Annotated in this window: 27 protein-coding genes; 15 read left to right on the top strand and 12 right to left on the bottom strand. The window is 73.4% G+C overall.

From position 1 onward, the window contains the following. Positions 1–276 precede the first annotated feature (276 nt). Both Asera_RS30955 and Asera_RS30950 read left to right on the top strand, forming a co-directional pair. A complete protein-coding gene (locus Asera_RS30955) occupies positions 277–1,530 on the top strand; it encodes a L,D-transpeptidase (protein ID WP_169745857.1) in 1,254 nt (417 codons plus the stop codon). Positions 1,531–1,768: 238 nt separating this feature from the next. Then, complete coding sequence (locus tag Asera_RS30950; RefSeq protein WP_030447117.1) at positions 1,769–2,365, top strand: acetate uptake transporter; 597 nt, start codon at positions 1,769–1,771, stop codon at positions 2,363–2,365. Between the two features lie 76 nt (positions 2,366–2,441). On the opposite strand, the gene Asera_RS33450 is transcribed toward Asera_RS30950, so the two are convergent. Then, positions 2,442–3,356, bottom strand: a complete 915-nt coding sequence (locus Asera_RS33450) for an ABC transporter permease (protein WP_035297174.1) — start codon at positions 3,354–3,356, stop codon at positions 2,442–2,444. Positions 3,357–3,435: 79 nt separating this feature from the next. On the opposite strand from Asera_RS33450, the gene Asera_RS30935 reads away from it, so the two are divergent. Together Asera_RS30935 and Asera_RS30930 are read left to right on the top strand one after the other, a co-directional pair. Continuing rightward, positions 3,436–3,843 carry a PIN domain-containing protein gene (locus Asera_RS30935; RefSeq protein ID WP_030447115.1) on the top strand — a complete coding sequence of 136 codons (408 nt, stop codon included), beginning with the start codon at positions 3,436–3,438 and terminating at the stop codon, positions 3,841–3,843. Between the two features lie 146 nt (positions 3,844–3,989). Next, positions 3,990–4,841, top strand: a complete 852-nt coding sequence (locus Asera_RS30930) for an N-acetylmuramoyl-L-alanine amidase (RefSeq protein ID WP_211255620.1) — start codon at positions 3,990–3,992, stop codon at positions 4,839–4,841. Positions 4,842–4,984: 143 nt separating this feature from the next. Here the strand turns inward: Asera_RS30930 and Asera_RS30925 are convergent, their stop codons facing one another. Then, on the bottom strand, positions 4,985–6,019 hold the full coding sequence (locus tag Asera_RS30925) for a lactonase family protein (RefSeq protein WP_030447113.1): 1,035 nt from the start codon (positions 6,017–6,019) through the stop codon (positions 4,985–4,987). Positions 6,020–6,134: 115 nt separating this feature from the next. On the opposite strand from Asera_RS30925, the gene Asera_RS30920 reads away from it, so the two are divergent. From Asera_RS30920 to Asera_RS30910, 3 genes are all read left to right on the top strand, one after another. Then, positions 6,135–6,710, top strand: coding sequence for a DUF1707 SHOCT-like domain-containing protein (locus tag Asera_RS30920; RefSeq protein ID WP_030447112.1), 576 nt, complete (start codon positions 6,135–6,137; stop codon positions 6,708–6,710). Positions 6,711–7,113: 403 nt separating this feature from the next. Continuing rightward, the gene (locus Asera_RS30915) at positions 7,114–8,496 is read left to right on the top strand and encodes a sensor histidine kinase (protein WP_157034913.1); all 1,383 of its coding nucleotides are present in this window, start codon (positions 7,114–7,116) and stop codon (positions 8,494–8,496) included. A gap of 215 nt (positions 8,497–8,711) precedes the next feature. Beyond that, complete coding sequence (locus Asera_RS30910) at positions 8,712–9,887, top strand: S8 family serine peptidase (protein WP_030447110.1); 1,176 nt, start codon at positions 8,712–8,714, stop codon at positions 9,885–9,887. Between the two features lie 27 nt (positions 9,888–9,914). Here Asera_RS30910 and Asera_RS30905 read toward each other — a convergent pair whose 3' ends face one another. The 7 genes from Asera_RS30905 to Asera_RS30875 all read right to left on the bottom strand — a co-directional run bounded on the left by Asera_RS30905 (position 9,915) and on the right by Asera_RS30875 (position 18,402). After that, the gene (locus tag Asera_RS30905; RefSeq protein WP_030447109.1) at positions 9,915–10,274 is read right to left on the bottom strand and encodes a hypothetical protein; all 360 of its coding nucleotides are present in this window, start codon (positions 10,272–10,274) and stop codon (positions 9,915–9,917) included. Next, positions 10,271–11,740, bottom strand: a complete 1,470-nt coding sequence (locus Asera_RS30900; RefSeq protein WP_051802436.1) for an alpha/beta hydrolase — start codon at positions 11,738–11,740, stop codon at positions 10,271–10,273. Before Asera_RS30900 ends, Asera_RS30905 begins: the two co-directional genes overlap by 4 nt. Further along, positions 11,737–12,942, bottom strand: coding sequence for a WXG100 family type VII secretion target (locus Asera_RS30895; protein WP_030447107.1), 1,206 nt, complete (start codon positions 12,940–12,942; stop codon positions 11,737–11,739). The genes Asera_RS30900 and Asera_RS30895 overlap by 4 nt, the downstream gene beginning before the upstream one ends. A gap of 2 nt (positions 12,943–12,944) precedes the next feature. Then, positions 12,945–13,265, bottom strand: coding sequence for a hypothetical protein (locus Asera_RS30890; protein WP_051802435.1), 321 nt, complete (start codon positions 13,263–13,265; stop codon positions 12,945–12,947). A gap of 342 nt (positions 13,266–13,607) precedes the next feature. After that, complete coding sequence (locus Asera_RS30885; RefSeq protein ID WP_030447105.1) at positions 13,608–13,910, bottom strand: WXG100 family type VII secretion target; 303 nt, start codon at positions 13,908–13,910, stop codon at positions 13,608–13,610. Between the two features lie 52 nt (positions 13,911–13,962). Beyond that, positions 13,963–14,277, bottom strand: a complete 315-nt coding sequence (locus Asera_RS30880; RefSeq protein WP_030447104.1) for a WXG100 family type VII secretion target — start codon at positions 14,275–14,277, stop codon at positions 13,963–13,965. Positions 14,278–14,442: 165 nt separating this feature from the next. After that, entirely contained in the window at positions 14,443–18,402 is a 3,960-nt protein-coding gene (locus tag Asera_RS30875; RefSeq protein ID WP_030447103.1) for a type VII secretion protein EccC, read from the bottom strand. 217 nt (positions 18,403–18,619) lie between these two features. On the opposite strand from Asera_RS30875, the gene Asera_RS30870 reads away from it, so the two are divergent. The 5 genes from Asera_RS30870 to eccD all read left to right on the top strand — a co-directional run bounded on the left by Asera_RS30870 (position 18,620) and on the right by eccD (position 23,023). Beyond that, positions 18,620–19,363 carry a WXG100 family type VII secretion target gene (locus tag Asera_RS30870; protein WP_030447102.1) on the top strand — a complete coding sequence of 248 codons (744 nt, stop codon included), beginning with the start codon at positions 18,620–18,622 and terminating at the stop codon, positions 19,361–19,363. Between the two features lie 29 nt (positions 19,364–19,392). Next, positions 19,393–20,598 carry a WXG100 family type VII secretion target gene (locus Asera_RS30865; RefSeq protein WP_157034911.1) on the top strand — a complete coding sequence of 402 codons (1,206 nt, stop codon included), beginning with the start codon at positions 19,393–19,395 and terminating at the stop codon, positions 20,596–20,598. 31 nt (positions 20,599–20,629) lie between these two features. Further along, on the top strand, positions 20,630–21,235 hold the full coding sequence (locus tag Asera_RS30860; RefSeq protein WP_030447100.1) for a hypothetical protein: 606 nt from the start codon (positions 20,630–20,632) through the stop codon (positions 21,233–21,235). Positions 21,236–21,252: 17 nt separating this feature from the next. Next, a complete protein-coding gene (locus Asera_RS30855; protein ID WP_030447099.1) occupies positions 21,253–21,561 on the top strand; it encodes a YbaB/EbfC family nucleoid-associated protein in 309 nt (102 codons plus the stop codon). A gap of 88 nt (positions 21,562–21,649) precedes the next feature. Further along, the gene (gene eccD, locus Asera_RS30850; RefSeq protein WP_030447098.1) at positions 21,650–23,023 is read left to right on the top strand and encodes a type VII secretion integral membrane protein EccD; all 1,374 of its coding nucleotides are present in this window, start codon (positions 21,650–21,652) and stop codon (positions 23,021–23,023) included. Here the strand turns inward: eccD and Asera_RS30845 are convergent. Both Asera_RS30845 and Asera_RS30840 read right to left on the bottom strand, forming a co-directional pair. Next, positions 23,013–23,180, bottom strand: coding sequence for a hypothetical protein (locus Asera_RS30845; protein WP_157034910.1), 168 nt, complete (start codon positions 23,178–23,180; stop codon positions 23,013–23,015). The two genes, eccD and Asera_RS30845, sit on opposite strands and share 11 nt — an antisense overlap. A gap of 240 nt (positions 23,181–23,420) precedes the next feature. After that, positions 23,421–23,594 (bottom strand): hypothetical protein, encoded by a 174-nt coding sequence (locus Asera_RS30840; protein ID WP_157034909.1) that lies wholly within the window; start codon positions 23,592–23,594, stop codon positions 23,421–23,423. Positions 23,595–24,152: 558 nt separating this feature from the next. On the opposite strand from Asera_RS30840, the gene Asera_RS30835 reads away from it, so the two are divergent. The 3 genes from Asera_RS30835 to Asera_RS30825 are packed head-to-tail and all read left to right on the top strand — an operon-like array spanning position 24,153 to position 25,431. Beyond that, positions 24,153–25,013 (top strand): helix-turn-helix domain-containing protein, encoded by an 861-nt coding sequence (locus Asera_RS30835; RefSeq protein ID WP_169745856.1) that lies wholly within the window; start codon positions 24,153–24,155, stop codon positions 25,011–25,013. A gap of 13 nt (positions 25,014–25,026) precedes the next feature. Continuing rightward, positions 25,027–25,218 carry a DUF397 domain-containing protein gene (locus Asera_RS30830; RefSeq protein ID WP_030447096.1) on the top strand — a complete coding sequence of 64 codons (192 nt, stop codon included), beginning with the start codon at positions 25,027–25,029 and terminating at the stop codon, positions 25,216–25,218. Positions 25,219–25,236: 18 nt separating this feature from the next. Then, positions 25,237–25,431 carry a DUF397 domain-containing protein gene (locus tag Asera_RS30825; RefSeq protein ID WP_035297171.1) on the top strand — a complete coding sequence of 65 codons (195 nt, stop codon included), beginning with the start codon at positions 25,237–25,239 and terminating at the stop codon, positions 25,429–25,431. 54 nt (positions 25,432–25,485) lie between these two features. Here Asera_RS30825 and Asera_RS30820 read toward each other — a convergent pair whose 3' ends face one another. After that, on the bottom strand, positions 25,486–26,541 hold the full coding sequence (locus Asera_RS30820) for a type VII secretion protein EccE (protein ID WP_051802433.1): 1,056 nt from the start codon (positions 26,539–26,541) through the stop codon (positions 25,486–25,488). Positions 26,542–26,765 lie beyond the last annotated feature (224 nt).

Here is a 26,765-nt window from a genome sequence, read left to right as displayed (position 1 = left end):
CACAGCCGATGGGCAACTGCCGATCGTGGCGCACGATCGTTACGATGTGGACCGCGGTGCAACCGGACCGCAACGCTGATGCGTTCTTGAGGTGTGGTGGCCGACGGGCCGCCAGCGCACCATCCGATGTCGGACTTCGCCGGCAATGCACCTGGCCCTGGCGATCGGCACCGGGTCACGGATGGCGCGCGGGGTGTCGACGGGGGAGTGGACGTCCCGCACCGGACACGCAAGGCAGAGCACTGGTCGACGACGGCCAGAGACAGGGGAGGCGGCATGCCACGTCATTCGTGGCGCGGCCGAGCCAGGATCGTCACGGCGCTGATGGCCACCGGCCTCGCGGCGACGATGCTGGCCGGTTGCAACAGCGGCGACGACAAGGCGTCGGCGGGCAAGGGGGACGACGGCCTCGGCGGCGGCAAGCCGGTGCCGGCGGCGACCGTGGCGATCACACCGACCACCGGCAGCGGCAAGGTGTCGCCCGGCGATCCGGTGGTGGTGAAGGCGACCGGTGGCACGCTCTCCGCGGTGTCGCTGACCAACGCCGCCGGCAAGCAGGTGTCCGGCACGCTGTCGAAGGACAAGAAGACGTGGACCTCCAGCGAGAAGCTGGGTTACGACAAGAAATACTCGGTCGCGGCCAGCGCGACCAACCCGGACGGCAAGAAGGCCGCCGCCAAGAGTTCGTTCAGCACCGTCAAGCCGGGCAACTTCACCCTGCCGTACCTGCAGAACGGCAACGGGAAGACCTACGGCGTCGGTGAGCCGATCATGGTGCACTTCGACGAGAAGATCCCGGACAAGGCGGCCGCGGAGAAGGCGCTGAAGGTCACCACCAGCCCGGCGATCGAGGGCTCCTGGAGCTGGATCAACGACCAGGACGTGCACTGGCGGCCGAAGACCGAGGCCGGGAAGTACTGGCCGGCCGGGACCAAGGTGACCCTGCACGCCGACGTGTACGGCGTGAACATGGGCAAGGGGCTGTGGGGCCAGGAGGACCGCAAGACCTCGTTCACCATCGGTGACCAGATCATCGCCAAGGCGTCGAACTCCTCGCTGCACATGAAGGTCTACAAGAACGGCAGCATGATCCGCGACATGCCGTTCAGCGGTGGCAAGGGCGGATACATCCAGGACAAGTACGGCAACAACGTCTCGCTGTGGACCCCCAGCGGGACGATGGTGGTGATGGACACCGAGCGCAAGGTGCACATGACCTCGTCGAGCTGGGGCATCGCCAAGGACAACCCGCAGGCGTACGACCTGTGGGTCGACTACGGCACCCGGCTCACCGGTGACGGCATCTACCTGCACGCGGCGCCCTGGAACGAGGGTCTGCACGGCGTGCAGAACGACTCGCACGGCTGCTTCAACCTCAGCAACGCCGACGCCGAGTGGGCGTACTCGCACCTGCGGCCGGGCGACATCGTGATCATGAGCGGGACCCCGGACAAGGTGACCTTGACTCGCGGCTACGGCGACTGGAACGTCGACTGGGACCAGTGGGTGAAGGGTTCCGCGCTGAACTGACCCGCGTACCGATGGCATCGGTGGCCGCCACCCCGCCCGGGTGGCGGCCACTCGTGTGTCGGGACGCGTCGGCCGGGCAACGGGGCGATTGCCGTGGTCCGGGCGTGTCGGCCAGGTTCCGAACCGTCCGGACACACGGGAGAAAACTTCTCGCGGAGGTGGTGATGGTGATCACAGGCGGCGATATGATCTCCATGGGATGGGCGTCTGTCCACCCCCTTCATCGAGGGGAGCCGTCATGCCCACTGAGAATGAGTCCGGAGGGTCCAGGATCGCCGATCCCGGCCCGCTCGGACTTGCCGCCTTTGCGCTGACCACGTTCCTGCTGTCCGCCAAGAACGCCGGCTGGACGAACGGTACCGATGCGTGGCTTGGTTACGCGTTCTTCTACGGAGGCACCGCCCAGCTGCTCGCCGGGATGTGGGAGTTCCGCAACCGCAACGTGTTCGGTGCCACCGCGTTCGGTACGTACGGCGCGTTCTGGCTCGGTCTCGGGTTCTACGCCAAGTTCGTGGCCCCGGGGGCCAAGCCCGACCAGATCGCCAACGACCAGGGTTGGATCCTGCTCGCGTTCGCGATCGTCAACCTGTACCTGTTGATCGCGAGCACCAAGTTGAACGTTGCGCTGTTCGCAGTGTTCCTGACCCTGCAGGCGACCGAGGTCCTGCTGTTCAGCGCGGAGTTCGCCGGCAGCGAGTCGATCGCCAAGATCGGCGGCTACGTCGGCGTGCTGACCGCGCTGGTCGCCTGGTACACCTCGTTTGCGGGCGTGTTCAACTCCGTGTCCGGCCGGGACGTGGTGAAGGTCGGGGGGCCTCTGCTGCGCACCAGGTAGCGGTCCACCCCGACAGCGGGCGGCCGGTGCACACCGCGCACCGGCCGCCCACTGTCGGGCGGTGACATCGCTCGGTTCAGCGGGTGGTCGGCGTTTCGGGCCGGCGAAACCGGCCGGCCGCCACCAGTTCCACCGCGACCAGCACCGCGATGCACTCCACTGCGAGCAGCGCCACCAGTACCAGCAGCTGGGCGGCGCCGGCGGCGACCGGGCTGGCGCCGCCGAGCAGCACCCCGACGAACGCGCCGGGCAGCGTCACCAACCCGACCGTCCGGGTCTGATCGAGCGCCGGTACCAGCGCCTGCGCCGCGGACGGCCGGCACACCTCCAGTGCGGCGTCGCGCCGGGTGAGCCCGATCGCCAGCGCCGCCTCGTACTCGCCGCGGCGGGTGGCGAGCTCGTCCAGCGCGCGGCGACCCGACAGCGACGTCGCCGTCATCGCGCCGCCGATCAGGATGCCCGCCACCGGGACCACCGAGATGCCCTTCAGCGGTACCAGGCCGGAGCCGAGCACGATCGCGAGCGCCGGCAGCAACCCCGACGCGATCGGCACCGCCGCCCACAGCCCGCTGCGTTCCACCCGCCCCGGCACGTGCTGGCCCGGTGGGCCGGGCCGGGCGGGCTTGTCGGTCGGTGACCCGGCCGGCCCGGGCGCTGGCAGTACCGGTGCGCTCGCGCGCCGCCGCCGTACCCGCCACCGCCCGGGCCTGCCGGCCGCCCGCGTCGCGTCGTGGGTGATGCGGCGGGCCGAGGTGACCGTGGCGATGCCGTACATCAGCGCCACGAACGCGGCGGTGAGCCACAGCGAGCGCAGTACCGCGGCGATGACCAGCGAGACCACGCCGAGCTGGATTGCGGCCCGTACCGACGCGGTCAGTACCCGCCGTGCGACGCCGAGTCGACCCAGCGCGGCGACCGCCGCGGCGAGCAGCGCCAGCACGGCCAGTACCGCACCGAGCAGCGGCGTGACCGGGATCGTGTTGCCGTCCATGGGTCCGATCTCACTCCACCCCACCGACGGTGTCGAGAGCGCACCCCGGTGACCGGTTCCGCCGTGCCAGGCTGGCGGGATGACGCAGCCGGTGGTGGTGGTCGACGCGGCGAACGTGGTGGGCTCGGTGCCGGACGGTTGGTGGCGCGACCGGGCGGGCGCGGCGGTGCGGCTGCGGGACGCGCTGGTACCGCTGGCCGCGGCCGGCCTGGCCGCGGACGCCGACGTGCCGGCCTGGGCACGTACCGGGCCGGTGCGGGTGGTGCTGGTGGTGGAGGGCGCGGCGCGGCGGGTCGCGGCGGTACCGGGGGTCGAGGTGGTGTCGGCGCCGCGGTCCGGCGACGACGCGATCGTGGCGCTCGTGCGGACGGAGCCGGCCGAGCACCGGCTGGTGGTGACCGCGGACCGGGAGCTGCGCGAGCGGGTCCGGGCGCTCGGCGCCGCGGTGGCCGGACCGCGCTCGGTGTACCCTCCGCCGAGTTCCTGACCCGGGCGGACTCCGAGGGCCGCCGCGCTCCTGAGGGGCGCGGGTAGGGACGGGCTCCGGGTCGAGCCGGACGGCGGAACGTGGCGGGTGGCTGGCCGTGCGCGGCCGACACCGCGGCAAGGCACCCGGTCCGGTACGGTTCGCCCGTGACCGTCAGAGCTGTGCACCGAATGGCGTCCGATCTGAAACGGCTCGGCGGGGTGGTTGCCGTGGGCGCGGTGCTGGCGGCGGCCGGCTGCAGCCCCGGCGGCGGCGGTGGGCACGCGGCGGCCGCGCCGGACGCGTCCGCGACCGCCGGCTCGACCCGCGCACCGTCGTCGTCACCGTCGGCATCCGCGCCCGAGGCGCTGGCGGGGCGGGTGATCGTCGTCGACGCCGGGCACAACGACGGCAACTTCGACCACACCAAGCAGATCGACCGGTTGGTGAACGCGGGCGGGTTCCGCAAGGCGTGCGACACCACCGGTACCGAGACCGACGCCGGGTACCACGAGGCGGCATTCACGTTCGACGTGACGAAGCGGCTCACCGCGCTGCTGCGCGCGGACGGCGCGAAGGTGGTGCTGACCCGTACCGACGACCACAGCGTCGGCCCGTGCGTGGACGAGCGGGCGGCGATCGGCAACAAGGCGCGCGCCGACGCGGCGGTGTCCATCCACGCCGACGGCGGACCGACCGGCGGGCACGGCTTCCACGTGATGTACCCGCCGTCGATGGCCGGCGGGAAGAAGGTGGCGACGGCGTCGCGCCGGCTCGCCGCCACGATCCGGGACGGGTACCGGTCCGGCACCGGCCTGCCGACCGCGAACTACATCGGTACCGACGGGTTGAACCGGCGCACCGACATGGCCGGCCTCAACCTGTCCACGGTGCCGAAGGTGCTGCTGGAGTGCGGCAACATGCGCAACGGCGGCGACGCCGGCAAGCTGGCCTCGGCGAGGTTCCGGCAGCGCATCGCCGTGGCGCTGGACGCGTCGATCCGCCGGTACCTGTCCTGAGCCGCTCCGAGGCGTCCCGGCCCGAGGCGCCTCAGGTCCGAGCCCATCAGGTCTGAGCCCATCAGGTCTGAGCCCCTTCGGTCTGAGGTGCCTCGACCGTTGGTCGGTGCGGTGCCGTGACCGGCGGGGCCCCGAAGCACTCCTCAGCCGAGTGTCGGCAGCACGCAGGCCGGGCTGGGTACCGGTACCGAGCCGGTCTGCCGCAGCGCGCCGGTGTCGGTGTCCCGGGAAAAGATCGTGACGGTGTCGGACTTCTGGTTCGCGACGTACAGATGGTCGCCGGACAGCACCAGGTGTCGCGGCCAGTCCCCGTCGGCGGGTACCTCGGCGAGCAGCTGGACCGCCTCGCCGGCCAGGCCGAACACCGCGACCGTGTTCGCGCCGCGGTTCGCCACGTAGCCGAACCGGCCGTCCGGGCTGGTCGCGATCTCGCTGGGGTAGTTGACCCCGTCGTGGCCGCTCGCCGGGACCGGCGAGCCGAAGCTCAGCGCGCCGGTCTGCGGCTGGTAGGTGGCTGGCGTGACGGTCGAGTCGAGCTCGGCGGCCAGGTAGAGGCGGTCGTCGCCGCCGAACGCGAGGTGCCGTGGCCCGGTGCCCGGCGGCAGCTGCGCCGCCCGTTGCTGCACCAGCCGGCCGTCCCGCAGCAGGTAGGTGGTCACGGTGTCGGTGCCCAGGTCGTTCACCAGCAGGTAGCGCCCGGCCGGGTCGAACCGGGCCTGATGCGCGTGCGGCCCCTCCTGCCGGTCGGTGTTCGGGCCGGACCCGGCGTGCCGCACCAGGTCGGTACGGTCGCCCAGGCTGCCGTCCGGCCCGATCGGGTGCACCGACACCGAGCCGGAGGTGTAGTTGGCGGTGACCAGGAACCGGCCGGTCGGATCGACGCTGAGGTGGCAGGGGTCGCTGCCGCCGGTCGGCTGCTCGGCGCCGAGCGGCGCCAGCCCGGCCCCGTCGACCGCGTAGCCGCGCACCGCACCGTCGGTCCGCTCGACCACCGCGTAGAGGTAGCGGCCGGTCGGGTGCCAGGCCAGGAACGACGGCCCGGGCGTGGCGACCGGTTCACCCGCGGCAGCCAGCGCGCCGGTGGCCGGGTCCTGCCGGTACACCGCGATGCCGGTGCCGTGGCCGCCGCCGCTGGAGTCCGGGGTGTAGCAGCCGATGATGATCAGCCGGTCGGTCATGCTGGTATGCCTCCTCGTGGGTGCCCTCCGCCATTCTGCCGGCCGGCGGTGCCCCGGTACCGCGATCGCGCCGCGCGGGTCCGCCGGGCGCGCCGTGGCCTCGTACGATGGTGGCGTGACGAACGTAGACGGGACGTCAGGGGAGGGCCCCCGTCCGACCGCGGTCCGCATCGGCGACGCCGAGCGGGAGTCGGCGGTGCAGGCGCTCGGTGAGCACATGAAGGCCGGTCGGTTGCAGGTCGACGAGTACAGCGAGCGGTCCAGCAAGGCGGCCGAGGCACGCACGGCCGACGAGCTGACCAGGCTTTTCACCGATCTTCCGGCGCCGCATCCGACGCTGCCGCAGGCCGGCACCGGGCCCTCGGCGCAGCCGGTCGCGACCGGCGGCGAGGTGGCCCAGCCCCGTGCGGGCGGGACTCCGGCGCAGCGTGCGGCCGGTGCGCTGATCGGGGTGTCCTGGATCGGCGCGGTCGTGCTCATGGTGACGACCGGGTTCGGCTGGTGGATGTTCGCGATCCCGATCGCGCTGTCGGTGGTGTTCGGTTCGGTCTGGGGCAAGGGCTGGCAGCGCGAGCTGAACGGGCGGGACGACCGGCGCGACCGCTGGGACGACCGGCGCATCCGCTGGGATCGCCGCGACATGCGGCGGGACCGCCGCGACGACCGGCGGGGTCGCGGCCACTACCACTGACCGATCGGTCGATTCAGCCGTTCGAGTGCCAAACAGGCGGAGTTCGCACATCCTGTCCGTCGCGCAACGCAACTCCCGGGGAATGCTCGTGGGGTGACCGGGGCCGGGCCGCCCCGGCAACGCGGGCCGGAGCCGGTGGGTGTAGCCGTCACCCCGTCGGCTCCGGCCGTCCACGCTCGACGCTGCCCCGCGCCCGAGGACCGGGACGGTTCTCCCGGCGGGCGGGACGCACGTCGTCAGAAATACCGGTAAATCCTCGATCACCGACCGGCGCCTCTTGCCCGGGACGCGACCGTCTTGCTACACCACTGGTACGTGTCGACCGGATCGGGCGGCGCCGGGCCGCATGTCCGTTGCCCGGTGGTCAGCTGGCGATGACGGCACGTCCCTGGGGAGGCGAGGCGTGCGGTCGGCACGAGAGCGCGGGTCGGTGGCCGACCCCGTCGTGCCTCCGAGCCGGCCGCCGAGCGGCTCACCGGCCCGATCGAACGGGTTCCTGCGCACGCTGCTGCGCGGCGGCGTCGCGGTGCTCGCGATCGGTACCGCGCCGGTCGACGGCGCCGCCGACCCGGCGCCACAGCCGGCCTGGCGGCGGGTGGCGATGCTGCTCGGCGCCGACGCCGCACCCGGCGGGCCGGACGCGCTGATGCACCGCTCCGGCCGGTACCTGCTGATCGCGCCGGCGGTGTTTCGCACCCTGGCGTTGCCGGTACCGGTGGGGATGCTGCTCGCCCGGTTCGGTGCGACCGCGCTCGGGCCGGTGCTGCCGATCGCGATCCTGCTCGCCGCCGGCAACATCGGGTTGATCGGTCTGATGCTTGCCCGGCCGGTGGTGACCGAGCGGCGGCTGCGGATCGGCCTGGTCGTCGACCTCGGGGTGGCGGTGCTGGTGAACGTGCTGGCCGCGCCGAACGTGCCGGGCGACCTGGACTCCGCGTACCACGCCGTGTTCTGGGGGTACCTGGTCGGCACCGTCGCGCTGTGGTCCGCGGCGCGGGGCGTGCAGGCGGCGGTGGCCGCGCTGCTGCTGTCGGTACCGGCCCAGCTGGCGATGGTGTGGCTCAGCCCGACGGGCCCGGGCGCCTCGTCGCTCGGCGGTGCGCTCGCCCGGTGCGCCGCGCTGGTGCTCGCGGTGGTGCTGACCGTACTGGTCCTGGCGCTGGTCGGGATGGGCATCCGGCTGGCGATGCTGATCGGGATGCGGGCCGGCCGGCAGGCGGAACGCGCCAGGATGCTGCGCGGCATGCACGACACCGTGCTGCAGGCGCTGGAGGCGATGGCGCTCAGCGCCGGGCTCGACCACGCCGAGCCTGCGAGCGCGCTGGCCGAGCTGCGGGCGACCGCGCGCAGCCAGGCGGGGCTGCTGCGCCGCACGTTGGACGAGCTGACCAACCACAGCGACCGGCGGCTCACCGACGATCTGGCCGAGGTGGTCGGCGAGGCGGTCGCGGCCGGCCTGCCGGTGGAGCTGGTCGTCGCGCACCTCGACGACGCGGGGCTGCCGGTCGACCGGCGCGAGGCGATGCGCGATGCGGTCCGGGAAGCGTTGCGCAACACCAGGAAGCACGCCGGCCGCTGCGACGCGGTGGTACGGGTGGACGAGGCGGACGAGGGCATCCGGGTGGTGGTGCGCGATCACGGCCGCGGGTTCGTGGTCGCCGCCGACACGCTCGGGTTCGGGCTGGCCGAGTCGGTACGCGCCCGGTTGGCCGAGGTCGGCGGGCGGGCCGAGATCGAGTCCCGCCCGTCCCGCGGCACCCGGATCACCCTCTGGGTACCCCGGTGACCCGGGGGCGGCCGGCGGCACGCGGCGGCCCGATGAGGTGGGGTGGCCCGGTGGCATGGGCGGGCGCGGTGACGTGGGCCCGCGTGGTGACGTGGGCCCGCGTGGTGACGTGTGCCGGCGTGGTGGCGTGGACGGGCGTGGTGGCGTGGGCGGGCCCGGTGCGGCGGATCGGTGCGGCGACCGGATCGTGGCGAGGGAACGGAGCGGGCGTGTCGATGCGATGGGTGGCCGGTGCGGTCGCGGCGGTGCTGCTGGTCGGCGCGAACCTGGCGGCCCCGGTACGGGCGGTCGCGGCGCCCGGTTGCGCCGCACCCACCGGGGTGTACGCGGACGCCGCGCCGTGGCCGCAGGGCCTGTTCGCGCCGAAGCGGCTCTGGCGGCTGTCCACCGGCGCCGGGCAGCTCGTCGCGGTCGTCGGTACCGGTGTGGACGCGAGCAACCGGCAGCTGTCCGGCCGGGTCGCGGGTGGCAAGGCGGTGGCCGGGATGACCGGCCCGGAGCAGGACTGCGACGGTCGCGGCACGCTCGCCGCCGGGATGATCGCCGCCCGGCCGGACGCGCACACCACGTTCGCCGGGCTGGCCCCGGGTGCGCGGCTGCTGCCGGTCAAGTACACCCAGACCACCAGCGGCGGTGACAGCGAACCGGATCCGGACGATCTCGCGGCCGCGATCAAGGCGGCGGTGGCGGCGCACGCGTCGGTGATCTGCGTGGCGGTACCGGCGGCGCGCGGCAGCCACGCGCTGACCACCGCGCTGCACGACGCCGCGGCCGCCGATGCGGTGGTGGTGGCACCGGCCCGGATCGGCTCCAGCGACCACCCGGCCGGCCGGTCGTACCCGACGTCGGCGCCCGGCGTGCTCGGCGTCGCGGTGGCCGACCGGAACGGCACCGCGGAGTCCACGGAGGACGGTGACTACCTGGACGTGGCCGCGCCCGGCGCGGACGTGGTCGGCCTCGCCGCCGGTACCGGCGGGGCGCTCGGCCACAAGTGGCCGGCGACCGATCCGGCCGCCGCGGCCGGCTACGCGGCGGGTGCGGCGGCGCTGCTGCGCGCCTACGCGCCGACGCTGACCGCGCCTCAGGTGGTGGACCGGATCACCCGTACCGCAACGGATGCCGGCGCCGCCTCCGATCCGCGGCTCGGCGCCGGGATGATCGACCCGGCCGCCGCCGTCGGCGCCCCGCTGCCGGCGCACCGCACGTCGCCGTCGCCCGGCCCGACCGCCATCCAGGCCGCGGTGGCCGCCGCACCGGCGGCCGAGCCGTACCGGAACCTGGTGGTGGCGCTGGGACTCGGCGCGCCCGGCGCCGCGCTGCTGTTGCTGCTCGCGGTACGCACGGCGCTGCGGGGCCGCCGCCGTGGCTGGCGCCCCGCCCGGCACACCTGAGCGTGCCGCACGCGAAGGCCAGGGCGGTCAGCGGGTCGGCACGTCCGGGGTGGCGCCGCCGACGACGAGGGTGTCGGCGGCGTGGTGAATGCCGAGCGCCATCCCGTCGCGCTGCAGCTGCACTGCCTGCTCGCGCGGGCCACTGCGGTCGGTGACCTGCCAGCCGGCGGCCCGGTACGCCGCGGCCAGCGCGACCAGCTCGACGCCGCCGGCGCCGGCGGCCCGCACGTTGTACTCCCAGCGCATCGCGTCTCGGCCGGACGCCAGCGCCTCGTCCCGGGTGACGGTGCCACCGGCCGCGCCGACGCCGAGCCGGACCAGGATCTCGCCGACCGCGGCGCGCAGCCGCGCCGCGGCCTCGGCCAGCTCGACGCCCGGCTCGCTCACGGGGTCACCGTCGTGACCGCTCCACCGGTGAACACGCCGTACATGTTCCACCATGCGTCGGAGTGGTACGTGAACACGTCGGAGTGCGCCGACACGCCGTGCAGCTCGGTGCCGTCGGGGTAGTTGCCGGTGGCCAGGTCGACGGTCCCGGGGAAGGTGTCCGGGTCGGCACCGTGGCCGAGGTTGCCGAGCTGCACGCCCTGCACGTACCCGATCGGGTCGCCGGGCGCGGTCATCGAGTAGTGCTGCACGTCCGGCCGGGTGTCGTGCAGGTCGGCGGGGCTCCACACGTCGTGGCCCATCCCGGCCGACTCGATCGACAGCACCCGGTCGGCGTCCAGCCCGTCGTGTTCGGCGAGGCCCACCACGGCACCCCCGTACGAGTGGCCGGCGACGGTGACCTGCACGTCGTTTCCGGCCGCCGCGGACGAGTCGATCGCGCCGCGCAGCTGGTGCGAGAAGCTCGCCAGCCGCGGCGACAGGTCCTGCGACCAGCTGGCGGACGCGGCGTCCACCAGGTTCGGCGGGAAGTCACCGTCCTGCCAGGTGACCATCGCCAGCCCGCCGGTCGGGTCGGCGTCCACGAACGACTTCGCCCGCTCGTACAGGCCGGAGTAGTTGTCCAGGTTGGCGAACGTGCCCGGGACCAGTACCCCGACGTCGTGGGTACCGGCGTCGAGGTCGCCGATCAGCTCCACGATCCGGCCGTTGCCGGCCGGGTCGAAGTCGAGGATCTTGCGGTTGTCGTCGAGGATCGACCGGTAGAGATCGACCCGGCTCTGCGCGCTGTCGATCTCGTCGCTCAGATCGTGCCCGCCGTCGAACAGCCGCTGGAAGAACGACTCCTGCGACCGGGCCCGCTGCGCGGCACGCAGTGTGGCGAGGGTGTCCTGCTCGCTGGTCAGCGCCGCGGCAACCTTGTCCCGGTTCGCCGCGATCAGCTGGTCGAACGACGCGCTGCCGGAACTCTCGCCGGCGAGCAGGGACCGGTAGCCGGTGGCCGCGTCGGTGTCCGCGGCGCGGTAGCCGGTCGCGCTGCCTCGTAGCCCGTCCGCCAGCCCGGTGAGTCCCTGCCGGCCGGCCCGGAGCCGGTCGCGCACGGTGCCGAGACTCTCCGCGTACCGCTGGTGCAGGGCGGCCGACTCCGGGACGCCGCCGAACGCACCGGCCGGCAATGCGGTCGCGGCGACCTCGGTGTCCATCGTGGACAGCGTGCCGGCCCGGTCGGCGAGCGTGCCGGCGGCCCGGGTGAGCGCGCTCGGCCGGGTGAAGAACGCGGTACCGCCGGCCGGGCCGAGCGTCGTGGCGCCGGCCGACCCGGGCGCCGCGCTGGCCGAGCCGAGCATCGTGGCGCCCGCCGACCCGGGCACGACGCTGGCCGAGCCGAGGGCGGTGGCGCCGCCGGGCGCCGCGGTGGCGGCGGGCGTGCCGATCCGGGCCGCGGTCGGCGACGCGGGGCTGCTCACACCGGGTCCTCACCGATCACCGACGGGGCGACCATCGTGGTCTCCCCCCAGACGTTCTCCGTCTCGACCAGCCACGGCGGGATGCGCCGGCCGGCGCCCATGTCGCCGCCGGCCATCCCGGCGCCCATCGGCATCATCGGCATCATCCCCATGCCCCTGGTGGCCGCGCCACCGGCCGCCGCGGCGCTCCCGCCGAGGCCGGCCGCGGCGGCTCCTGCGGCGCCCTCGGACGCGAGCGACGGGCTGGCCGCCGCGGCCGCGGTGTCCGTGCCGCCGCCACCGAGGCCACCGCCGCCGCCGAGCCCGCCGGTACCCGCACCGCCGCCGCCGCCGGTGACCGCGCCGGTCGCCTTCTTCCCGGTCTTGTCGCCGTTGCGCTTCATGAACCCGGGCAGCTTCGGCAGGATGCCGCCGAACCGGCCGGCGGTGGCAGCCGAGGCGGCGGCGAGGCCGGCGGTGAACATCCGGCCGAACAGCGGGCTGGTGGCCGCGACCGCGCCGACGCCGGCGATCACCGGCAGTGCGGCGGGCACCGAGCCGGTGTCCGCGACCGGCTCCAGCGCCGGGTTGAGCGCCGGCAGCGCGGTGGTCGTGGTCGTCGTTCCGTCCTGCGGTACCGTCGGCGCGGGCGCGGCGTCCGGCGCGATGGGCATCGACTGCTCGGCGGCGGTGTAGTGGCCGGCCAGCGTGGTCATCACCAGCACCGCCTGCTGGTGCGCCTCGTCGGCGGCGGCCGCCGCCTGCTGGTGCTCCTTGACCGCCTTGACCGCTGCGGTCTGCCGCTCCGCCAGCTGCTGCTGTACCTGCGGGGACAGCCCGGGGTCGGCGGACAGCGGGGTACTGGCGAGCTGCACGGTGCTGGCCGACAGGGCCGGCACCGACTGCGCCCGCGGCATGGCCTTGCGCGCCTTCTCCTGCGCCTCGGCCGCGGACGCGGTCAGGTCGCGCACGTCGTACGCGGTGCCGGCAACCTTGCGGATGCCGTTGGCCAGGTCGTTGATCATGGTGTGGTACTGCTGGGCGGCGCCGCCGGACCACTTGTCGGAGAACGACCGCAGCTGCCTCTCCAGGTCGTTGGCCCGGTCGTGCAAGGTACCGCCGGTCGAGTCCCAGGTCGCGCTGGCGGCCCGCACCGTCTGCGGATCACCGGCGTACAGCATGGCGATCAGCTGCGGGTGGCTGAACTTGCTGAAGTCGGTCATCGTCAGCCTTTCCCGTGGTAGCCGATGGCGTTGGCGATGTCCTCGTCGGCCTGCTTGTACCCGTCGGCGACGGTGTGCGTCACGTCGCCGGCGAAGCCGATCGCCTCGCGGACGTTGCCCAGCAGCGCGTGCATCTGGTCCACGGCTGCCTGGTGGCGTTGCGCGAGCGAGGTCGCCTCGGTGAAGTCGCCCAGCAGCATCGGGTGCTCGGCCAGCGCGGCCAGCCCGTTGGTGGGTTTGGTCAGCGCGTCGAGCTGGGTCTCCAGCTCGTGCGCGAAGTCCTTGAGCGACTGGAGGTGGACGCGGAACGAATGGTCGTGCATGCCGTCTCCCGGTATCGCAGGCGTGCGCACCGGCAGGCGGACCGGCGCAGGGTGCCGAACGACGTCGCCGTCGCCGACCGAACCGCCGCACCAACACCAGAAACCCGACCGGGTCCTCGTCGCCGTCGGCCTGCTGGCGGTCCGGCGACGAGAGCCCCGGCCGGGGCTCGAAGGCCCGTCAGGGCCTCCTCGGTGCGAGCCCCTGCCAGGGCTCCCGGGTGGCTCCCGGGTGCCGGCGGACGCTCAGTAGGGAGGACGCGCCCGCCGGCACGTGGGCGGCCGTTGCGCGAACCGAAGGGCCGGTTCGGTGGCGGCCACGGGTGATCGTCCGAAACGGATCGATCAGTTGAAGTATCCGGCGTTCTTGTTCTCCAGCGCCAACTGGAGATCGTGCGCCTCGTTGACTTTCCCGGAGAACTGACCGATCACGCCGACGATGTCGGCGATCGCGGCGCGCAGCCGGGTCTCGGACTGCTCGGCGGCCTGGCCGGCAGTGGAACCCGACGCGTACCAGGTCTGCTTGACGGGTGCCAGGTGCTGGTGCAGCTGGTCCATGTAGTTGTCCAACGCCTTGGCCTTGGCGAACAGTGCGTCCGCGCTGGACCGCAGGGCGCCGAACTCGACGTTGATGACTTCGGCCGACATGGTTACTCCGATCGGATCTGCGGCGCTGTCGTTGGGGGGTTGGGCGGACGTCTCAGTTGCCGGACAGCCGGCTCAGCACGGCGCCGCCGGAGTTGACCGCACCGTTGAGGTTGCGGAACGAGTCGGACACCGTCGAGTCGCCGCTGCCGTAGTTGTGGAAGCTCTGGTTCACCAGCTGCGACATGTTGTCCAGCTCGCGCGCGGCGACCTTCATGTCCTCCTGCAGCTTGCCGTGCAGCTGCCAGAACGCGTTGGCCTGGTCGCCGGCGTAGTGGCTGAGCACGGCGACGAGGTCGTTCTCCAGCTCGGTCATGGTCTTGGCCGCGCCGGTCGCGCACTCGTCGAACCCCTGCACCGCCTTGGTCATGGCGGTGGAATCTGACTGGAATCCCGGGCTACCCACGACGGGTCACCTCCTCGTTGATCAGTCTCTTCTGTTCGAAACCCTATGAGTTGACGGTCACCCCAGTGCACGGCACAACTACCGTTCGCGGTACGGCCGAATTACCCACATCCTGGTGGGAAACCGATGTCAGTCATCCAGCAGCGCCAGGTGGATCAGCTCCGGGGCGTACCGCCGGCGCACCAGCGTGCCGCGCCCGGGTGGCTGCGCGGACATCTTCGCCTCGCCGAGGATGATGCCCTCGTCCTTGGCGCCGGACAGCAGCAGGCCGGGGCTGCCGAGCTCCCGGATCCGGCCCATGATCGGCTCGTACAGCGCCTTCGAGGCGCCGCCGGCGTGCCGGGCCAGCACCAGGTGCAGGCCGATGTCGCGGGCCAGCGGGACGAACTCCAGCAGCGGTGCCAGCGGGTTGCGGCCGGACACCGCCACCAGGTCGTAGTCGTCGACCAGGATGAACAGGTCCGGGCCGGACCACCAGGACCGGTCGCGCAGCTGCTCCGGGCGCACGTCCGGGCCGGGCAGGCGGGCCTGCATCGCCTGCTGCACCTCGGCCACCACGCCGGTGAGCGTCGGCTCGGCCGCCGCGTACGACATCAGGTGGTCGCCGCCGACCGCGTCGAGCAGGCCGTGCCGGTAGTCGACCACCAGTACCGCCGCCTCGGCCGGGGTGTAGCGCTGGGTGATGCCGCGGCCGATCAGCCGCAGCAGGTTCGACTTGCCCGACTCGGTGTCGCCGAACAGCACGAAGTGCGGCTCGGCGGACAGGTCGATGCCGACCGGGCCGAGGTCGGACTCGCCGACCCCGATCGGGATCGTACGGCCCGGCAGGCTCGTGGCCGCCGGCAGCGCGGAGGCCGGGAACCGCCGCGGCAGCAACCGTACCGGCGGGGCCGGCTCACCCGGCCACGCCGCCCGCACCCGGGCGACCAGGTCGGCCGCGCCGTCGGTCAGATCGTCCACTGTGGACTTTCCGTCCAGCCGCGGCAGCGCGGTCAGGAAGTGCAGCTTCTCGGCGGTCAGCCCGCGCCCGGGCGCCGCCTTCGGTACGTTCTCCGCGGCCCGGCGGTCGATCGCCGAGTCGGACGGGTCGCCCAGCCGCAGCTCGAACCGGGTGCCGATGGCGTCCCGCAGCTGCGGCCGGACGTCCATCCAGCGGTTCGCCGACAGCACCACGTGGATGCCGAACCCGAGGCCGCGCGCGGCGAGGTTGGTGATCTGCTGCTCCAGGGCCTCGTACTCCTGGCGCAGCGTCATCCAGCCGTCCACGAACAGGAACACGTCACCGAACTCGCGCCCGTCCGCGCTGCGCAGCTCGGCGCGCCGGCGGCGGAACGTGGCCAGCGAGTCGATCCGGTGCTCGGCGAACAGCGCCTCCCGCTCGGTGAGCAGCGCGGTCAGCTCGGCCACGATGCGGCGGCAGCGTTCGGCGTCGAGCCGGGCGGCGGCGCCGGAGACGTGCGGCAGCCCGGCCATCGAGGCGAGTGCGCCGCCCCCGAAGTCCAGCACGAAGAACTGCACCTCGGCCGGGGTGTGGGTCAGTGCCAGGGCGGTCAGCAGGCCGCGCAGCAGGGTCGACTTGCCGGCCTGCGGCGCGCCCACCACGATCGCGTTGCCGGCCTGCCCGGACAGGTCGGCCCAGAGCAGGTCGCGGCGCTGCTCGAACGGCTTGTCCACGATCGCCACCGGTACCGTCAGCCGGCCGTTGCCGGCCCAGCCGGTGGGGCACAGGCCGCGCCGCCGGTCGACCGACAGCGGCGGCAGCAGGCCGTCCATGCTCGGCGGTTCGGCCAGCGGCGGCAGCCAGATCTGGTGCGCCGCCGGGCCCTTGCCGACCAGCGCGGCGACCATCGCGTCCATGATCGTCTCGCCGGCCGGCGCGGTACCGGGTGCGGCGTGCCCACGCCCGTCGCCGGGCGCCGGCAGGGCGTCCGGCTCCGGCACCCGGGCCAGCGTGAACGGTAGCGCCCGGTGCACCGGCGCCGGGCCGGTGTTCGCGTCGGCGCCGTCCAGCGGCGGCAGCTCGCCCGACACGTACGCGGCCTTGAACCGGATCAGCGTCGCGGTGTCGACCTTGAGGTAGGCCGATCCCGGCACCGGCGGCAGCTCGTACGCGTCGGGCACGCCGAGCACCGCGCGCGACTCCGAGGCGGAGAACGTCCGCAGCCCGATCCGGTACGACAGGTGCGAGTCCAGGCCGCGCAGCCGGCCCTCCTCCAACCGCTGGGAGGCAAGGAGAAGGTGGATGCCGAGCGAGCGGCCGAGCCGGCCGATCATCACGAACAGGTCGATGAACTCCGGCCGGTCGTGCAGCAGCTCGCTGAACTCGTCGATGATCACCAGCAGCGACGGCAGCGGGCGCAGGTCGGCGCCGCCGGCGCGGGCGCGCTCGTAGTCGCGCACCGAGGCGAAGTTGCCGGCCGCGCGCAGCAACTCCTGCCGGCGCACCAGCTCGCCGCGCAGCGCGTCGGCCATCCGGTCGACCAGCGGCAGCTCGTCGGCCAGGTTCGTGATCACCGCGCAGACATGCGGCAGCCCGGACATGCCGGCGAACGTGGCGCCACCCTTGAAGTCGATCAGCGCCAGGTTCAGCGTCTCCGACGAGTGCGTCACCGCGAGGCCCGACACGAGGGTACGCAGCAGCTCGCTCTTGCCCGATCCGGTGGCGCCGATGACCAGCCCGTGCGGCCCCATCCCGTTCTCGGCGGATTCCTTGAGGTCCAGCTCGACCGGGCGGCCGTCCGGGTCGATGCCGAGCGGGATCCGCAGCCGGTTCCCCGCGGTACGCGAGGCCCAGGTCAGGGCCGGATCCAGCTGCCGTGGGTCGCCGATGCCGATCAGGTCGGCCAGCCCGAAGGTGGCTGACAGCGGGAGATCGTCGCGGACGGCGGTGGCGACGTGCCGTGGGGTCAGCAGCCGCGCCAGCGCCTCGGCCGACGCGGCGTCCAGCCGGTCGGCGTCACCGGCGAACGCGACCCCGTCGTCGGTGACCATGCCGACCCGGCCGTCGGTGAGCAGCAACCGCAGCACCCCCGGCACCGACGGCGTCTCCTCGTCCAGCGGCGCGCCGATCCGCAGCACGGTGACGCCGCCGAGCGCGTTGTCGAACGGCGCCACCGGAGCGGTCGCGTGGTCGACGACCAGCAGCACGTGCGGCAGTTCCTGGGCGGAGCGGTGCCCGAACGCCGGCCGCTCACCCAGATCGGCACCGAGCAGCTCGGCCAGCCGGGCCGGATCGTCGGCGCAGAGCCGGATCGGGCCGGCCGCGTCGGCGGCACCGGTGGCGTGGCCGTGCGGCAACCACTTGGTCCACGTCCAGTCCGACCACCGGTCGGTCGGCGCGGCGACCGCGATGCGCAGGTCGTCCGGGGCGTGGAGGACGGCGAGCTCGGCGAGCAGCGAGCGGGTCAGATCCAGCGACTCGGCCCGCCCGCCGGACAGCAGTACGGTGTGGAAAGCGCGCAGCGAGATCGCCACCGGCAGCCCCGGTACGGTCGCGTACGCCCGGATGAAGTGGCGCAGCGAGGTGGAGCACAGCGGATCGAGGTCCTCCAGCGGTGCGGTCTGCGGCGCCCGCAGCGGGGTGGCGAGCCGCTGCGGGCCGGTACCGATGCGCACCCGGCCGAAGTCGGCGTCGTCGCGGCCGCGTTCCCACAGCCGCTCGGTGTCCACCAGCGTCCACAGGTCGGCCGGGTCGGGCGCGCCGGCCAGCGCCGACGCGGTCTGCGCGGTGGCCACCCGGTGCACCTGGCCGCGCAGTCCGGCGAGGTAGCGCAGGTAGTCCCGCCGCTCGTTGTTGATCTGCGCCTTCTTCGCCATCCCGCCGCGGGAGAACGACATCACCAGCATGCCGATCATCGCCCCGGCGTACAGCGCGCCGAACAGGTAGGTCATCACGCCGCCGGACCGTCCGATGTAGACGAACGACATGGCGCCCATGCCCAGCATCATCGGCAGCATGAACAGCAGCTGCATGCCGCCCTGGCCGGATCCGCGCGGCAGTACCGGCGGCGACTGCAACCCGATCTCGCCGGTGGGTGGCGCGGGCAGTGCGACCCGCCGACCACGGCGCCGTACGGTGTCGACCGTCATCGCGACTCCTCGCCTCCCCTGGGGTGCCGGCGCACCGCGCCGGAACTCGGCGACTGTCGGGCCCTCCGGCCCGATCGAGGGCTCCCGCACAGTCTCCCGGCCATCCTGCCCGGTCACATTGCCCATCGGTCAAGCCCTTCATGGTGGGTACTTTTGCCGTTCATTCCGTGCTCGGGCGGCACCTACGATGTGGCCGGAGCCGAGGGGGTGAGCGGGTGTGGACGGCCAGTACCAGGCGGCGCCGGAGGCGATGCGCGCCACCGTCGGTAACGTCAGTGCGATCCTGGTGCAGGCCATCAACGCGCTGCACGACCTGTCGGCGCTGATGGTCGAGCCGGAGTCGTTCGCGACCCTCGGCTCGGCGGTCGCCACCGCCAACACCGAACTGCAGGGCCAGCAGATCGTCGCGGTCCGTTCGCTGCTGGATCTGTTGGGCGACACCGCGGACTCGGTCCGGCGCAGTGCCGACGACTACGCGCAGGCCGACCGGCAGGTCGCCCAGGGGTACTCCGCTGGATCCTCGCCGCTGTGGCACGACGGGAGCGCCGCGCAGCTCGCCGGGCAGGCGGTGACCGACAGCGCCGGCGCCACCGGTACCCCGCACTCGGTCGACACCGTGCTGGGTTACCTGTCCGACAGCGGGCTGGGCGAGCTGGCCTACCGCCCGGCGCCGGTCGGCCGGTTCGCCGACGCGGCCGACTTCGCCGACTGGCTCGACGGCGACCCGGACCACCAGTCCCGGCTCGGCGTGATCGGGGTGTACAGCGGGCAGGCGGGTGGCCTGGCCGACGTGCCCGGGGTCGCGCGCGGCGACGTGGTGATCGCCTCACCCGCCGACGGCGGTACCGGGCCATCGATCATCGGCGTCGCCGGTGGCGACGGCCAGCTCTACAACCACGGTCCGGTGGGCCCGGACCTTCCGGACGAAAGCCTGGTCCGCGTGTACCGACCACTTGCCTGACCAGGCGCGATGACTTTGAGAGGTGCGTCGTGACCGCGTTTCCGAACTCCAGCGCGATGGATGCCACCGCGGCCGGCGGCGGCCCCATCACGATGCTGCCGCTGATCGTCACCGGCCAACCCGCGCAGATCCTGCAGCACGTCACCGAGGTGCTGGGCAAGGCGACCCAGTTCATCTCGCTGCTGGAAGACCTGGACAAGGCCCGCAAGCAGCTCGGTGAGATCTGGTCCGGGCACGCTTCGGAGAGCGCGCTGACCAAGATCGCCGAGTCGCTGCAGCAGTTCGAGAAGATCATCAAGGCGATCCAGGACGGCGCCAAGCTGCTGCAGGAGGCCGCGCACCTGGTCCAGACGGTGCAGACCGCGTACCGGTCGATCGTGTCGGCGGTCAACCCGACGGTCGCCGCGCTGATGTCGAACCCGTGGACGCACGCGGCCGCGCGTGCCCTGTCCACCGCGACGTCCGGCACCCTGCGGTCGTTCATCCAGGCCATCGGACAGCTGCTGAACGCGCTCGGGGTGACCAAGCTCGGCACCGTACTGACCGACCTCGGCACCGTGATCGGCACGCTGGAGCAGCTCTTCGGCGGCGGCTCGGCGGGTGCCGGCGGTGCCCTGCCCGGTGGCGGCGTCTCGGCCTCACCGGTCACCGCGCCGGGCGCGGTGACCACGGTCGCCTCCGGTACCGGCCAGCAGGCGATCGCCGGCGGCCTCGGCTCCGCCGGGCTGCCGACGATGACCCCGGTCACCGGCACCACCGCAGCGACCGGCCTGCAAGGGCTGTTGACCGTTCCCGGGCAGGTCACCAACGGCGTCACCGCCGGGCTCGGCCTGGGCAGTGTCGGCCTGGGTGCCGGCGTGCCGTCCTGGATGACCGGCTACAACCCGACCGCGCTCGGCGGGGCGGACAACAGCTGGATCCCGGTGGACGCCAACGGCGACGCGGGTGCGGCCGACACCGGCTCCACCGGTGACTCCGGCGGCGACTCCGGTTCCACCGGTGATTCGGGCAACGGCGACTCCGGTTCCACGGGCGACGGCGGGGCGGCCACGACCGGCTCCGGCGACGTGCACGAGACCACGATCACCGCCACCAAGGGCGACCTGTCGGTGACCGTCGAGGTACCGGTCGAGCAGGGGCACGCCACCGGCATCGACCTGAACGTCTCGTCCGGCTCCGAATCGATCGCCGAGCACGTCGACATCGACGCGAACGGCGCGGTGAGCGTGTCGTGACCGCCGACCCGCCCGAGACGGCCCGGAGCCGATGGTGACCACCGTCGAGCTGTCCGGCGTGCTCGCCGCGCTGCGCGAGCGGTACCGGTCGGTGCTCGCCGCGTACCGGCGGGCGGCGACCGGTGACCCGGTGGCGCTGCGGGCGGCCGGGTCCGGCCACGCCACCCGCGCCGACCGGCTCGGGCACCTCGCCGAGACGGTCCGTGAGACCGCCCTGGCCGACGACTGGACCGGGCCGGCGGCCGACGCGTACCGGCAGGCCGGCGGCGCCTGGTCGGGCCGGCTCGGCGACACCGCCACGCTGCTGCGCGCGCAGCGCGACGTGCTGTACGGCGCGGCCGACGCGCTGACCGATGCGGCGGCCGGCATCGACCGGCTCGGCGCCGGGTTCGAGCGCGACTTCGCCGCACTGATCGCCCGGTGCGGCGCGGTACCGGCTGGTCAGTGCGCCGCGGTGCTCGCGGCCGCCCGTTCGCTGGGGGAGACATACCTCTCGGCCGCCGGTAGCGTGACCAGCGCGCTCCGGTCCCACCTCGCCGGCCTGACGGGTCGCTGGACGATGCCTGCCGGGCCGCGCCACGACTCCGGCGCCGTCGTGCACCGAACCGTCAGCGCCTCCGCCGCGACCTACCAGTGACCACAGGGGATGCAGAGATGAACGCCGAGATCGACGACCTGCTCGACCGGGTACGCAAGCAGCAGGAGGAGGTCGAGCGGATCCAGAAGACGGTCACCGAGCTCGCCATCACCGGCTACTCGCGCAACAACGAGGTGAAGGTGACGCTGCGCGGCACCGGCCGGTTCACCGAGATCTCGATCGAGGAGGACGTGGCCCGGCGGCTGGACGCGGAGGCGCTCGGCGAGGTCGTACTGGAGGCGGTCAACGACGGGCTGCGCCGGCTCGGCGAGGCCAGTACCGCCAGGTTCCAGCCGGTCATCGACGCCGCCGGTACCGACATCTGAGCGGTCCCGGCCGCCGGGTGCCGGCGTGGACGGCGCCGTGCCGGTTGCCGCCGGCCCCGGACGGCTGGCGCTGAAGGGAGCACAACGCATGTCGGTGTCCTCGACGCCGCGCCGGGTCACGGTGGTCAGCCCGCGGGCCCGGGTCGATGTCGCGCTGCCGGTGGAGAGCACGCTCGCCGAGCTGTTGCCGCAGCTGGTCGCGATGACCGGTGCGCAGCTGCCGGAGCCGGCACCGGCCGGCGCGGTCACCGGCTGGTCGCTGGCCCGGCTGGGCGCCGAGCCGTTCGAAGCCGGGCTGACCATCGCCCGCGCCGGGGTGCGCGACGGCGACGTGCTCTACCTCAACCCGCGCCGGACCAGGATCACCCCGCTGCTGTTCGACGACGTGGTGGACGCGATCGCGAGCGCGGCGGACGGGCCGGGCGGCTGGCGACCCCGGTTGGCCCGGCGCGCGGCGCTGCTCGCCACCGCGGTCGCGGTGCTGTGCGCGGTCGCGCTGCTCACCTTCGCCGGGCCGGGCGCTCCGCTCGCGCCGGCCGCGACCGGCCTGCTCGCACTGCTGCTGGTGGTCACCGGCGGCGCGCTGTCCCGGGCGTACGCGGACGCCACCGCCGGCGCGGTGCTCGCCGCGGCGGGCGTACCGGCGGCGCTGGTCGCCGGCGCCACCGCGATCCCGGCCGTCACCGGTACCGCCCGGTTCGCGCTCGGCCTCGCCGCGGTCACCGTGTACGCGGCGCTCGCCGCGATCGCCGTCGCGGACCGGATCGCCTGGTTCGTCGCGGTCGGTGTGGCCGGCGCCGGCGGCTGCCTCGCCAGCTCGATCGCGGTTCTCGCGCACACCACTCCGGTGCGCGCCGCGGCCGTCGCGGCCGCCGTCGCCGTGGTGTGCTGCCCCGCGCTGCCGATGCTGGCGCTGCGGCTCGGCCGGTTGCCGCTGCCGCGCATCCCGTCCGACGTGGCCGCGTTCCGGGCCGAGGAGAGCCCGGTCGCCGGCCGCGACGTGGTCGACGAGACCGCCGCCGCGCAGTCCGCGCTGACCGGGCTGCTGTCGGCGCTGGCCGCGGTGGTCGCCGGTGCGGCCGTGGTGCTGGTACTCGGCCACTCCCGCTGGGGTTGGGCGGTGGCCGGCGTGGCCGGCCTGGCGCTGCTGCTTCGGTCCCGGTCCTACGCCGGTACCGGCCAGCGGATCGCGCTGCTGGTCGGTGGCGCGGCGGCGCTGATCGCGGTCGGCGCCCGGCTCGCCGCCGCGGGCGGTGACCCGCTCCGGCTGGTACTGCTGCTCGTCGCGCTGCTGGTGGTGGTCGGCTGCACCCTGGTGGCGCTGCGGGCCGGCGCCCGCGACCCCTCGCCGTACTGGTCCCGGCTGTTCGACGTGCTGGAGTTCCTGTCCCTGGTCGGCGTGCTCCCGCTGGCCGCGGCCGTCCTGGAGATCTACCAGCGCGTCCGCGACCTCACCGGCTGACCGTGGGACGGCGGATGATGAGGTGGTCGAGCCAGACCATCACGTGGCCGGCGTGTCCGTCTCGCCACCTGCCGGTCAGGTACGCCCAGCCGGGCGTTTCGCAGTGCCGGACCCACAGGACGGTCAGCACGTCCTCGCCGACGGCGAGCGGCGCCACGGCGGGGGTGATGGGTACCTGGTCGCCGGGAAGCGGTGTGGCCCCAGGTGGGATCGGGCAGCGGGCGCAGGTGCGCCACCGGTACCAGGTAGCTGGCCACGGTGATGACGGTGCCTTCGATGAGGTAGCCGTCGAGCCACAGGTGTCCGTCGATGCCGGGGTCGCGCACGCCCAGCACCCGGTACGGCCGGTCGGGCAGCCAGCCGGGCAGCCCGACCACGTCACCGATCTGTGGCCGGGTCACCGCGGTTGCTCCGGGGCCGCGTCGAGGCGGCGTACGGCGGTGGCCGGTGTCCACCAGGTGCGGCCGTCGGTGCTGGTGATCTGTACCAGGTGCGGGCCGTGCAGGTACGCCTCGGCGACGGTGAGGTCGTGCCGGCCGATGCGGACGCGGTCGCCGGGGATCACGACCATGGTCGGGCCCTGCGATGGGCGGCCAGTGCCAGCGCCGCGGCGTACGGGTCGAGCGGGTCGGCGTACCAGTCCAGTGCACGGCGGATCGCTCGCATCCGGCGAGTGCGGGCGCGGCGGGCGCGCCAGGCGGCGATCACCGCCACCACCCGTTCGGGTCGATCGGCCGGGCGGCGATCTCGTCGCGCCAGGCGGCAAGGCGCGCGCGTAGCCGCCGCAGCGCGGTCAGGGTAGCGTGAAGCAGCTCCATCGGTCTGGCCTCCAAGCTGACGATGGGGCGGGGGCGCGGTGCAGCCGGCAAGCACACACCGCGCCCCCACCTTTCTCTCTGACCCGCCGGGTACGACGACGAGCCGCCTTCCGCCGAACCACGAGCACTGTGCTTCCGTGCTCGCGCCCGGCTGCTCGTGACACTCGGTCATCATGAGCGAACCTGAGCGTCACAACCGACAGCTCCGATTATACACCCGAAAAATGGACGAGTCAAGAACTGCCGTCCAAAGTTCGTGCTTCCGTTGGGCTCGGTCGTTGTCTACGGTGATGGCGAAGGAAGGAGCCACCGTGGCAGAAAGCCCGACTGTGAAGCGACGGCGTCTGGGGATGCTGCTCAAGGAGTTCCGGGTCGCGGCCGGTATGACCACGGAGCAGGCAGCCGCCGAGCTGGATCGGACCGACTCATGGGTGTCCAAGATCGAGCGAGGCCGTTCCGGGCTGACACGTATCTACCTGGAGAAGATTCTCGATCTGTATCGGGTCGGCGAGGACGTGCGTGCCGAGCTGACAGAGTTGGCCAAGGGCGGCCGGCAGCGCGGCTGGTGGAGCAAGTACTCGAGCATCCTGTCCAAGCAGTACTCGGCATACATCGGCTTCGAGGCGGAGGCGTCGCGGCTGCTGATCTACGAAGGCATGGTGGTCCACGGGCTGTTGCAGACGTCCGCATACGCCCGAGCTGCCATCCGCGCTGGAAATCCCGACGACGCGACGGCCACCGTGGACCGAAAGGTGGAGGTCCGGCTGAACCGTCAGAAGCGCCTGGTGGCGGAGCAGCCGCTGCGTCTACAGGTCGTGTTCGACGAGGCGGTCCTGCACCGCATCGTCAGCGGGAACCGCCAGGTGCACCTCGCCCAGCTCGATCACCTGCTCGATCTGGCGGACGAGGACAACGAGTGCATCCACCTCCAGGTCATCCCGTTCGATGACAACAACTTCCCGGGCATGCTGCCGTCGTTCACGTTGCTGGAGTTTCGAAACGATCCGGAGCTGGTGTACATCGAGACCGTCACGGGCGACCTCTACGAGGATCCGCCAGACACTCATCGATATAGGATGACCTTCGAAAACCTCCGAGCAGCCGCACTCTCCGAGTCATCGACCCGCGAGTTGATCCGACGGGTCCGAGCAGAGATCGCGGCACGAGCATGAGAGGGGCACCCACGTGCCTATCGACAGCGAGTGGCGGAAGTCGAGCCGCTCGGCATCCAACGGGTCCTGCGTCGAGGTGCGTCTGGTCAACCTCGTGCAGGTGCGCGACACCAAGCTCGGCGAGCAGTCACCCGTCCTCGGATGTTCTCCGAGTAGCTGGTCCGCCTTCACCGCGAAGGTCTCCCGCGGCGAACTCGACGCCTGACCAGAGGGAAGGCACGGCATGCCTCTGCCAGACCTGAACCGCGCCACCTGGCGCAAGAGCGGTCGGTCCAGCGCCAACGGTAATTGCGTCGAGGTGACGGACAATCTGCCTGGCGTCGTTGCCGTGCGGGACAGCAAGGACCCGGAGGGGCCGGTGCTGGTGGTCGAGCCGGCCGCGTTCCGGGCGTTCACCGAAGCGGCCAAGAGCCTGTAACGACACCTGTCAGGGACCCCGGCCATCACGGTCGGGGTCCCTGCGTGTGCGCGGCTAGAGAGCCAGCGGGAGGGTGCGGCGGGTGGCGGGGGCGTGCTCGCCGTCCAGCCGGTACGCGGGCAGGTCGAGGTCGGCGACCACGGTGTCCGGGGTGATCCGGCCCTGCGCGGCGGGCGCGCCGGCGCGCAGCAGCAGCGACACGTCCGGCTCGGTACCGGTGTCCGGCCGGGTCAGGGTCAGCGACACGGCGGTGAACGCGGCGTCGTCGGGCGCCGGACGGTTCAGCGCGTCGGCCACGTCCACCCGGCCCGACAGCCGGTACACCGCCTGCTGGCCGCCGCCGACCTGCTGGCCGCGCCAGTGCTCGGCGATCGAGGTCGCCGCGCCCGGGGTGGCGCCGAGCGCCGCGGCGAGCTCCTCGCGCAGCGCGGCGCCGTCCAGTACGTGTGCCTCGATGCCGGCCTCGGCGAGCTGCAGGCCGAGCGCCAGCGCGCAGTTGGCGGTGGCGCGCAGGGCCCCCGCGGTGCCGCCGCCGCGCGCCTCCACCGCCGCCGGGCAGGCCGCCGGCGAGAACCGCACCGCGAGCCAGCTGGTGCGCACCTGCTCCTCACCGACCGGTACCCGCCAGGTCACCAGCTGCACCGCGGCCGGCGGCAGCTCGGCCCGCCGGTACCCGGCAAGCAGCGGGCCGATCAGCTCGGCCGGATCGATCCCGGCGTCGATCCGCAGCACCGCGGAGAAGAACCGGCCGTGCGCGGCGACGCCGGTACGGTTGCCGGCCCGGTCGGCGCACGTGGACACCGCGAGGCCGGGCAGTACCGTGTCGATCGCCTCGCTCGCCGCCGGTGCACCGCGGCGCGCCCGGTAGCGCACCAGCGAGCCGAGCCACTGGTAGCCGAACCTGCCCCGCCAGCGCGGCGCGGTCACCGCCACCGCGGCCAGACCCGTTGCGGCGACGGCGATCCCGGGCAGCTGCCAGGGCGCACCGGCAAGCACCGTGCCGGCCGCGGCGAGCTGCCAGGCGGCGACCTGCCCGGGCCGTACGGGGAAGCGCCGGCGGTGTGTCAGCCGGGCCGGCGCCGGTGCCTCCGGCAGGGTCGCGATCGCCACGGCTGCCCCACAATCGGTGTCGGTATTTCTACGGTGTCGGCGGTTCGGCGGGTCCACATATAGTGCACCGGGTACCGGCCGCCCGTCGAGGCCGGAAGGACCACGGGCCAGCGCCCGGGGCGGCCGGCGAGCGGCGGCGCCGACCACGGTCCCGGCAAACGCCGACGACCGGCAGACCGCGAGACCCGTGACACCGCAGCGACCGTGAGACCGCGAGGACGACA

It is taken from the genome of Actinocatenispora sera (assembly GCF_018324685.1).
Classification (GTDB): domain Bacteria; phylum Actinomycetota; class Actinomycetes; order Mycobacteriales; family Micromonosporaceae; genus Actinocatenispora; species Actinocatenispora sera.
The sequence above is the reverse complement of the archived record's forward strand: the minus strand, read 5'-3'. Positions and strand labels throughout refer to the sequence as shown.

Bases quoted from the DNA above. Each gene is read 5' to 3' on its own strand.
- Asera_RS30955 (WP_169745857.1), top strand. From the start codon at position 277: ATGCCACGTCATTCGTGGCGCGGCCGAGCCAGGATCGTCACGGCGCTG.
- Asera_RS30875 (WP_030447103.1), bottom strand. From the start codon at position 18,402: ATGACGGTCGACACCGTACGGCGCCGTGGTCGGCGGGTCGCACTGCCC.
- Asera_RS30825 (WP_035297171.1), top strand. From the start codon at position 25,237: ATGCCTCTGCCAGACCTGAACCGCGCCACCTGGCGCAAGAGCGGTCGG.
- Asera_RS30890 (WP_051802435.1), bottom strand. From the start codon at position 13,265: ATGCACGACCATTCGTTCCGCGTCCACCTCCAGTCGCTCAAGGACTTC.
- Asera_RS30895 (WP_030447107.1), bottom strand. From the start codon at position 12,942: ATGACCGACTTCAGCAAGTTCAGCCACCCGCAGCTGATCGCCATGCTG.
- Asera_RS30855 (WP_030447099.1), top strand. From the start codon at position 21,253: ATGAACGCCGAGATCGACGACCTGCTCGACCGGGTACGCAAGCAGCAG.
- Asera_RS30860 (WP_030447100.1), top strand. From the start codon at position 20,630: ATGGTGACCACCGTCGAGCTGTCCGGCGTGCTCGCCGCGCTGCGCGAG.
- Asera_RS30925 (WP_030447113.1), bottom strand. From the start codon at position 6,019: ATGACCGACCGGCTGATCATCATCGGCTGCTACACCCCGGACTCCAGC.
- Asera_RS30840 (WP_157034909.1), bottom strand. From the start codon at position 23,594: ATGGTCGTGATCCCCGGCGACCGCGTCCGCATCGGCCGGCACGACCTC.
- Asera_RS30910 (WP_030447110.1), top strand. From the start codon at position 8,712: ATGCGATGGGTGGCCGGTGCGGTCGCGGCGGTGCTGCTGGTCGGCGCG.
- eccD (WP_030447098.1), top strand. From the start codon at position 21,650: ATGTCGGTGTCCTCGACGCCGCGCCGGGTCACGGTGGTCAGCCCGCGG.
- Asera_RS30935 (WP_030447115.1), top strand. From the start codon at position 3,436: ATGACGCAGCCGGTGGTGGTGGTCGACGCGGCGAACGTGGTGGGCTCG.
- Asera_RS30950 (WP_030447117.1), top strand. From the start codon at position 1,769: ATGCCCACTGAGAATGAGTCCGGAGGGTCCAGGATCGCCGATCCCGGC.
- Asera_RS33450 (WP_035297174.1), bottom strand. From the start codon at position 3,356: ATGGACGGCAACACGATCCCGGTCACGCCGCTGCTCGGTGCGGTACTG.
- Asera_RS30880 (WP_030447104.1), bottom strand. From the start codon at position 14,277: ATGACCAAGGCGGTGCAGGGGTTCGACGAGTGCGCGACCGGCGCGGCC.
- Asera_RS30885 (WP_030447105.1), bottom strand. From the start codon at position 13,910: ATGTCGGCCGAAGTCATCAACGTCGAGTTCGGCGCCCTGCGGTCCAGC.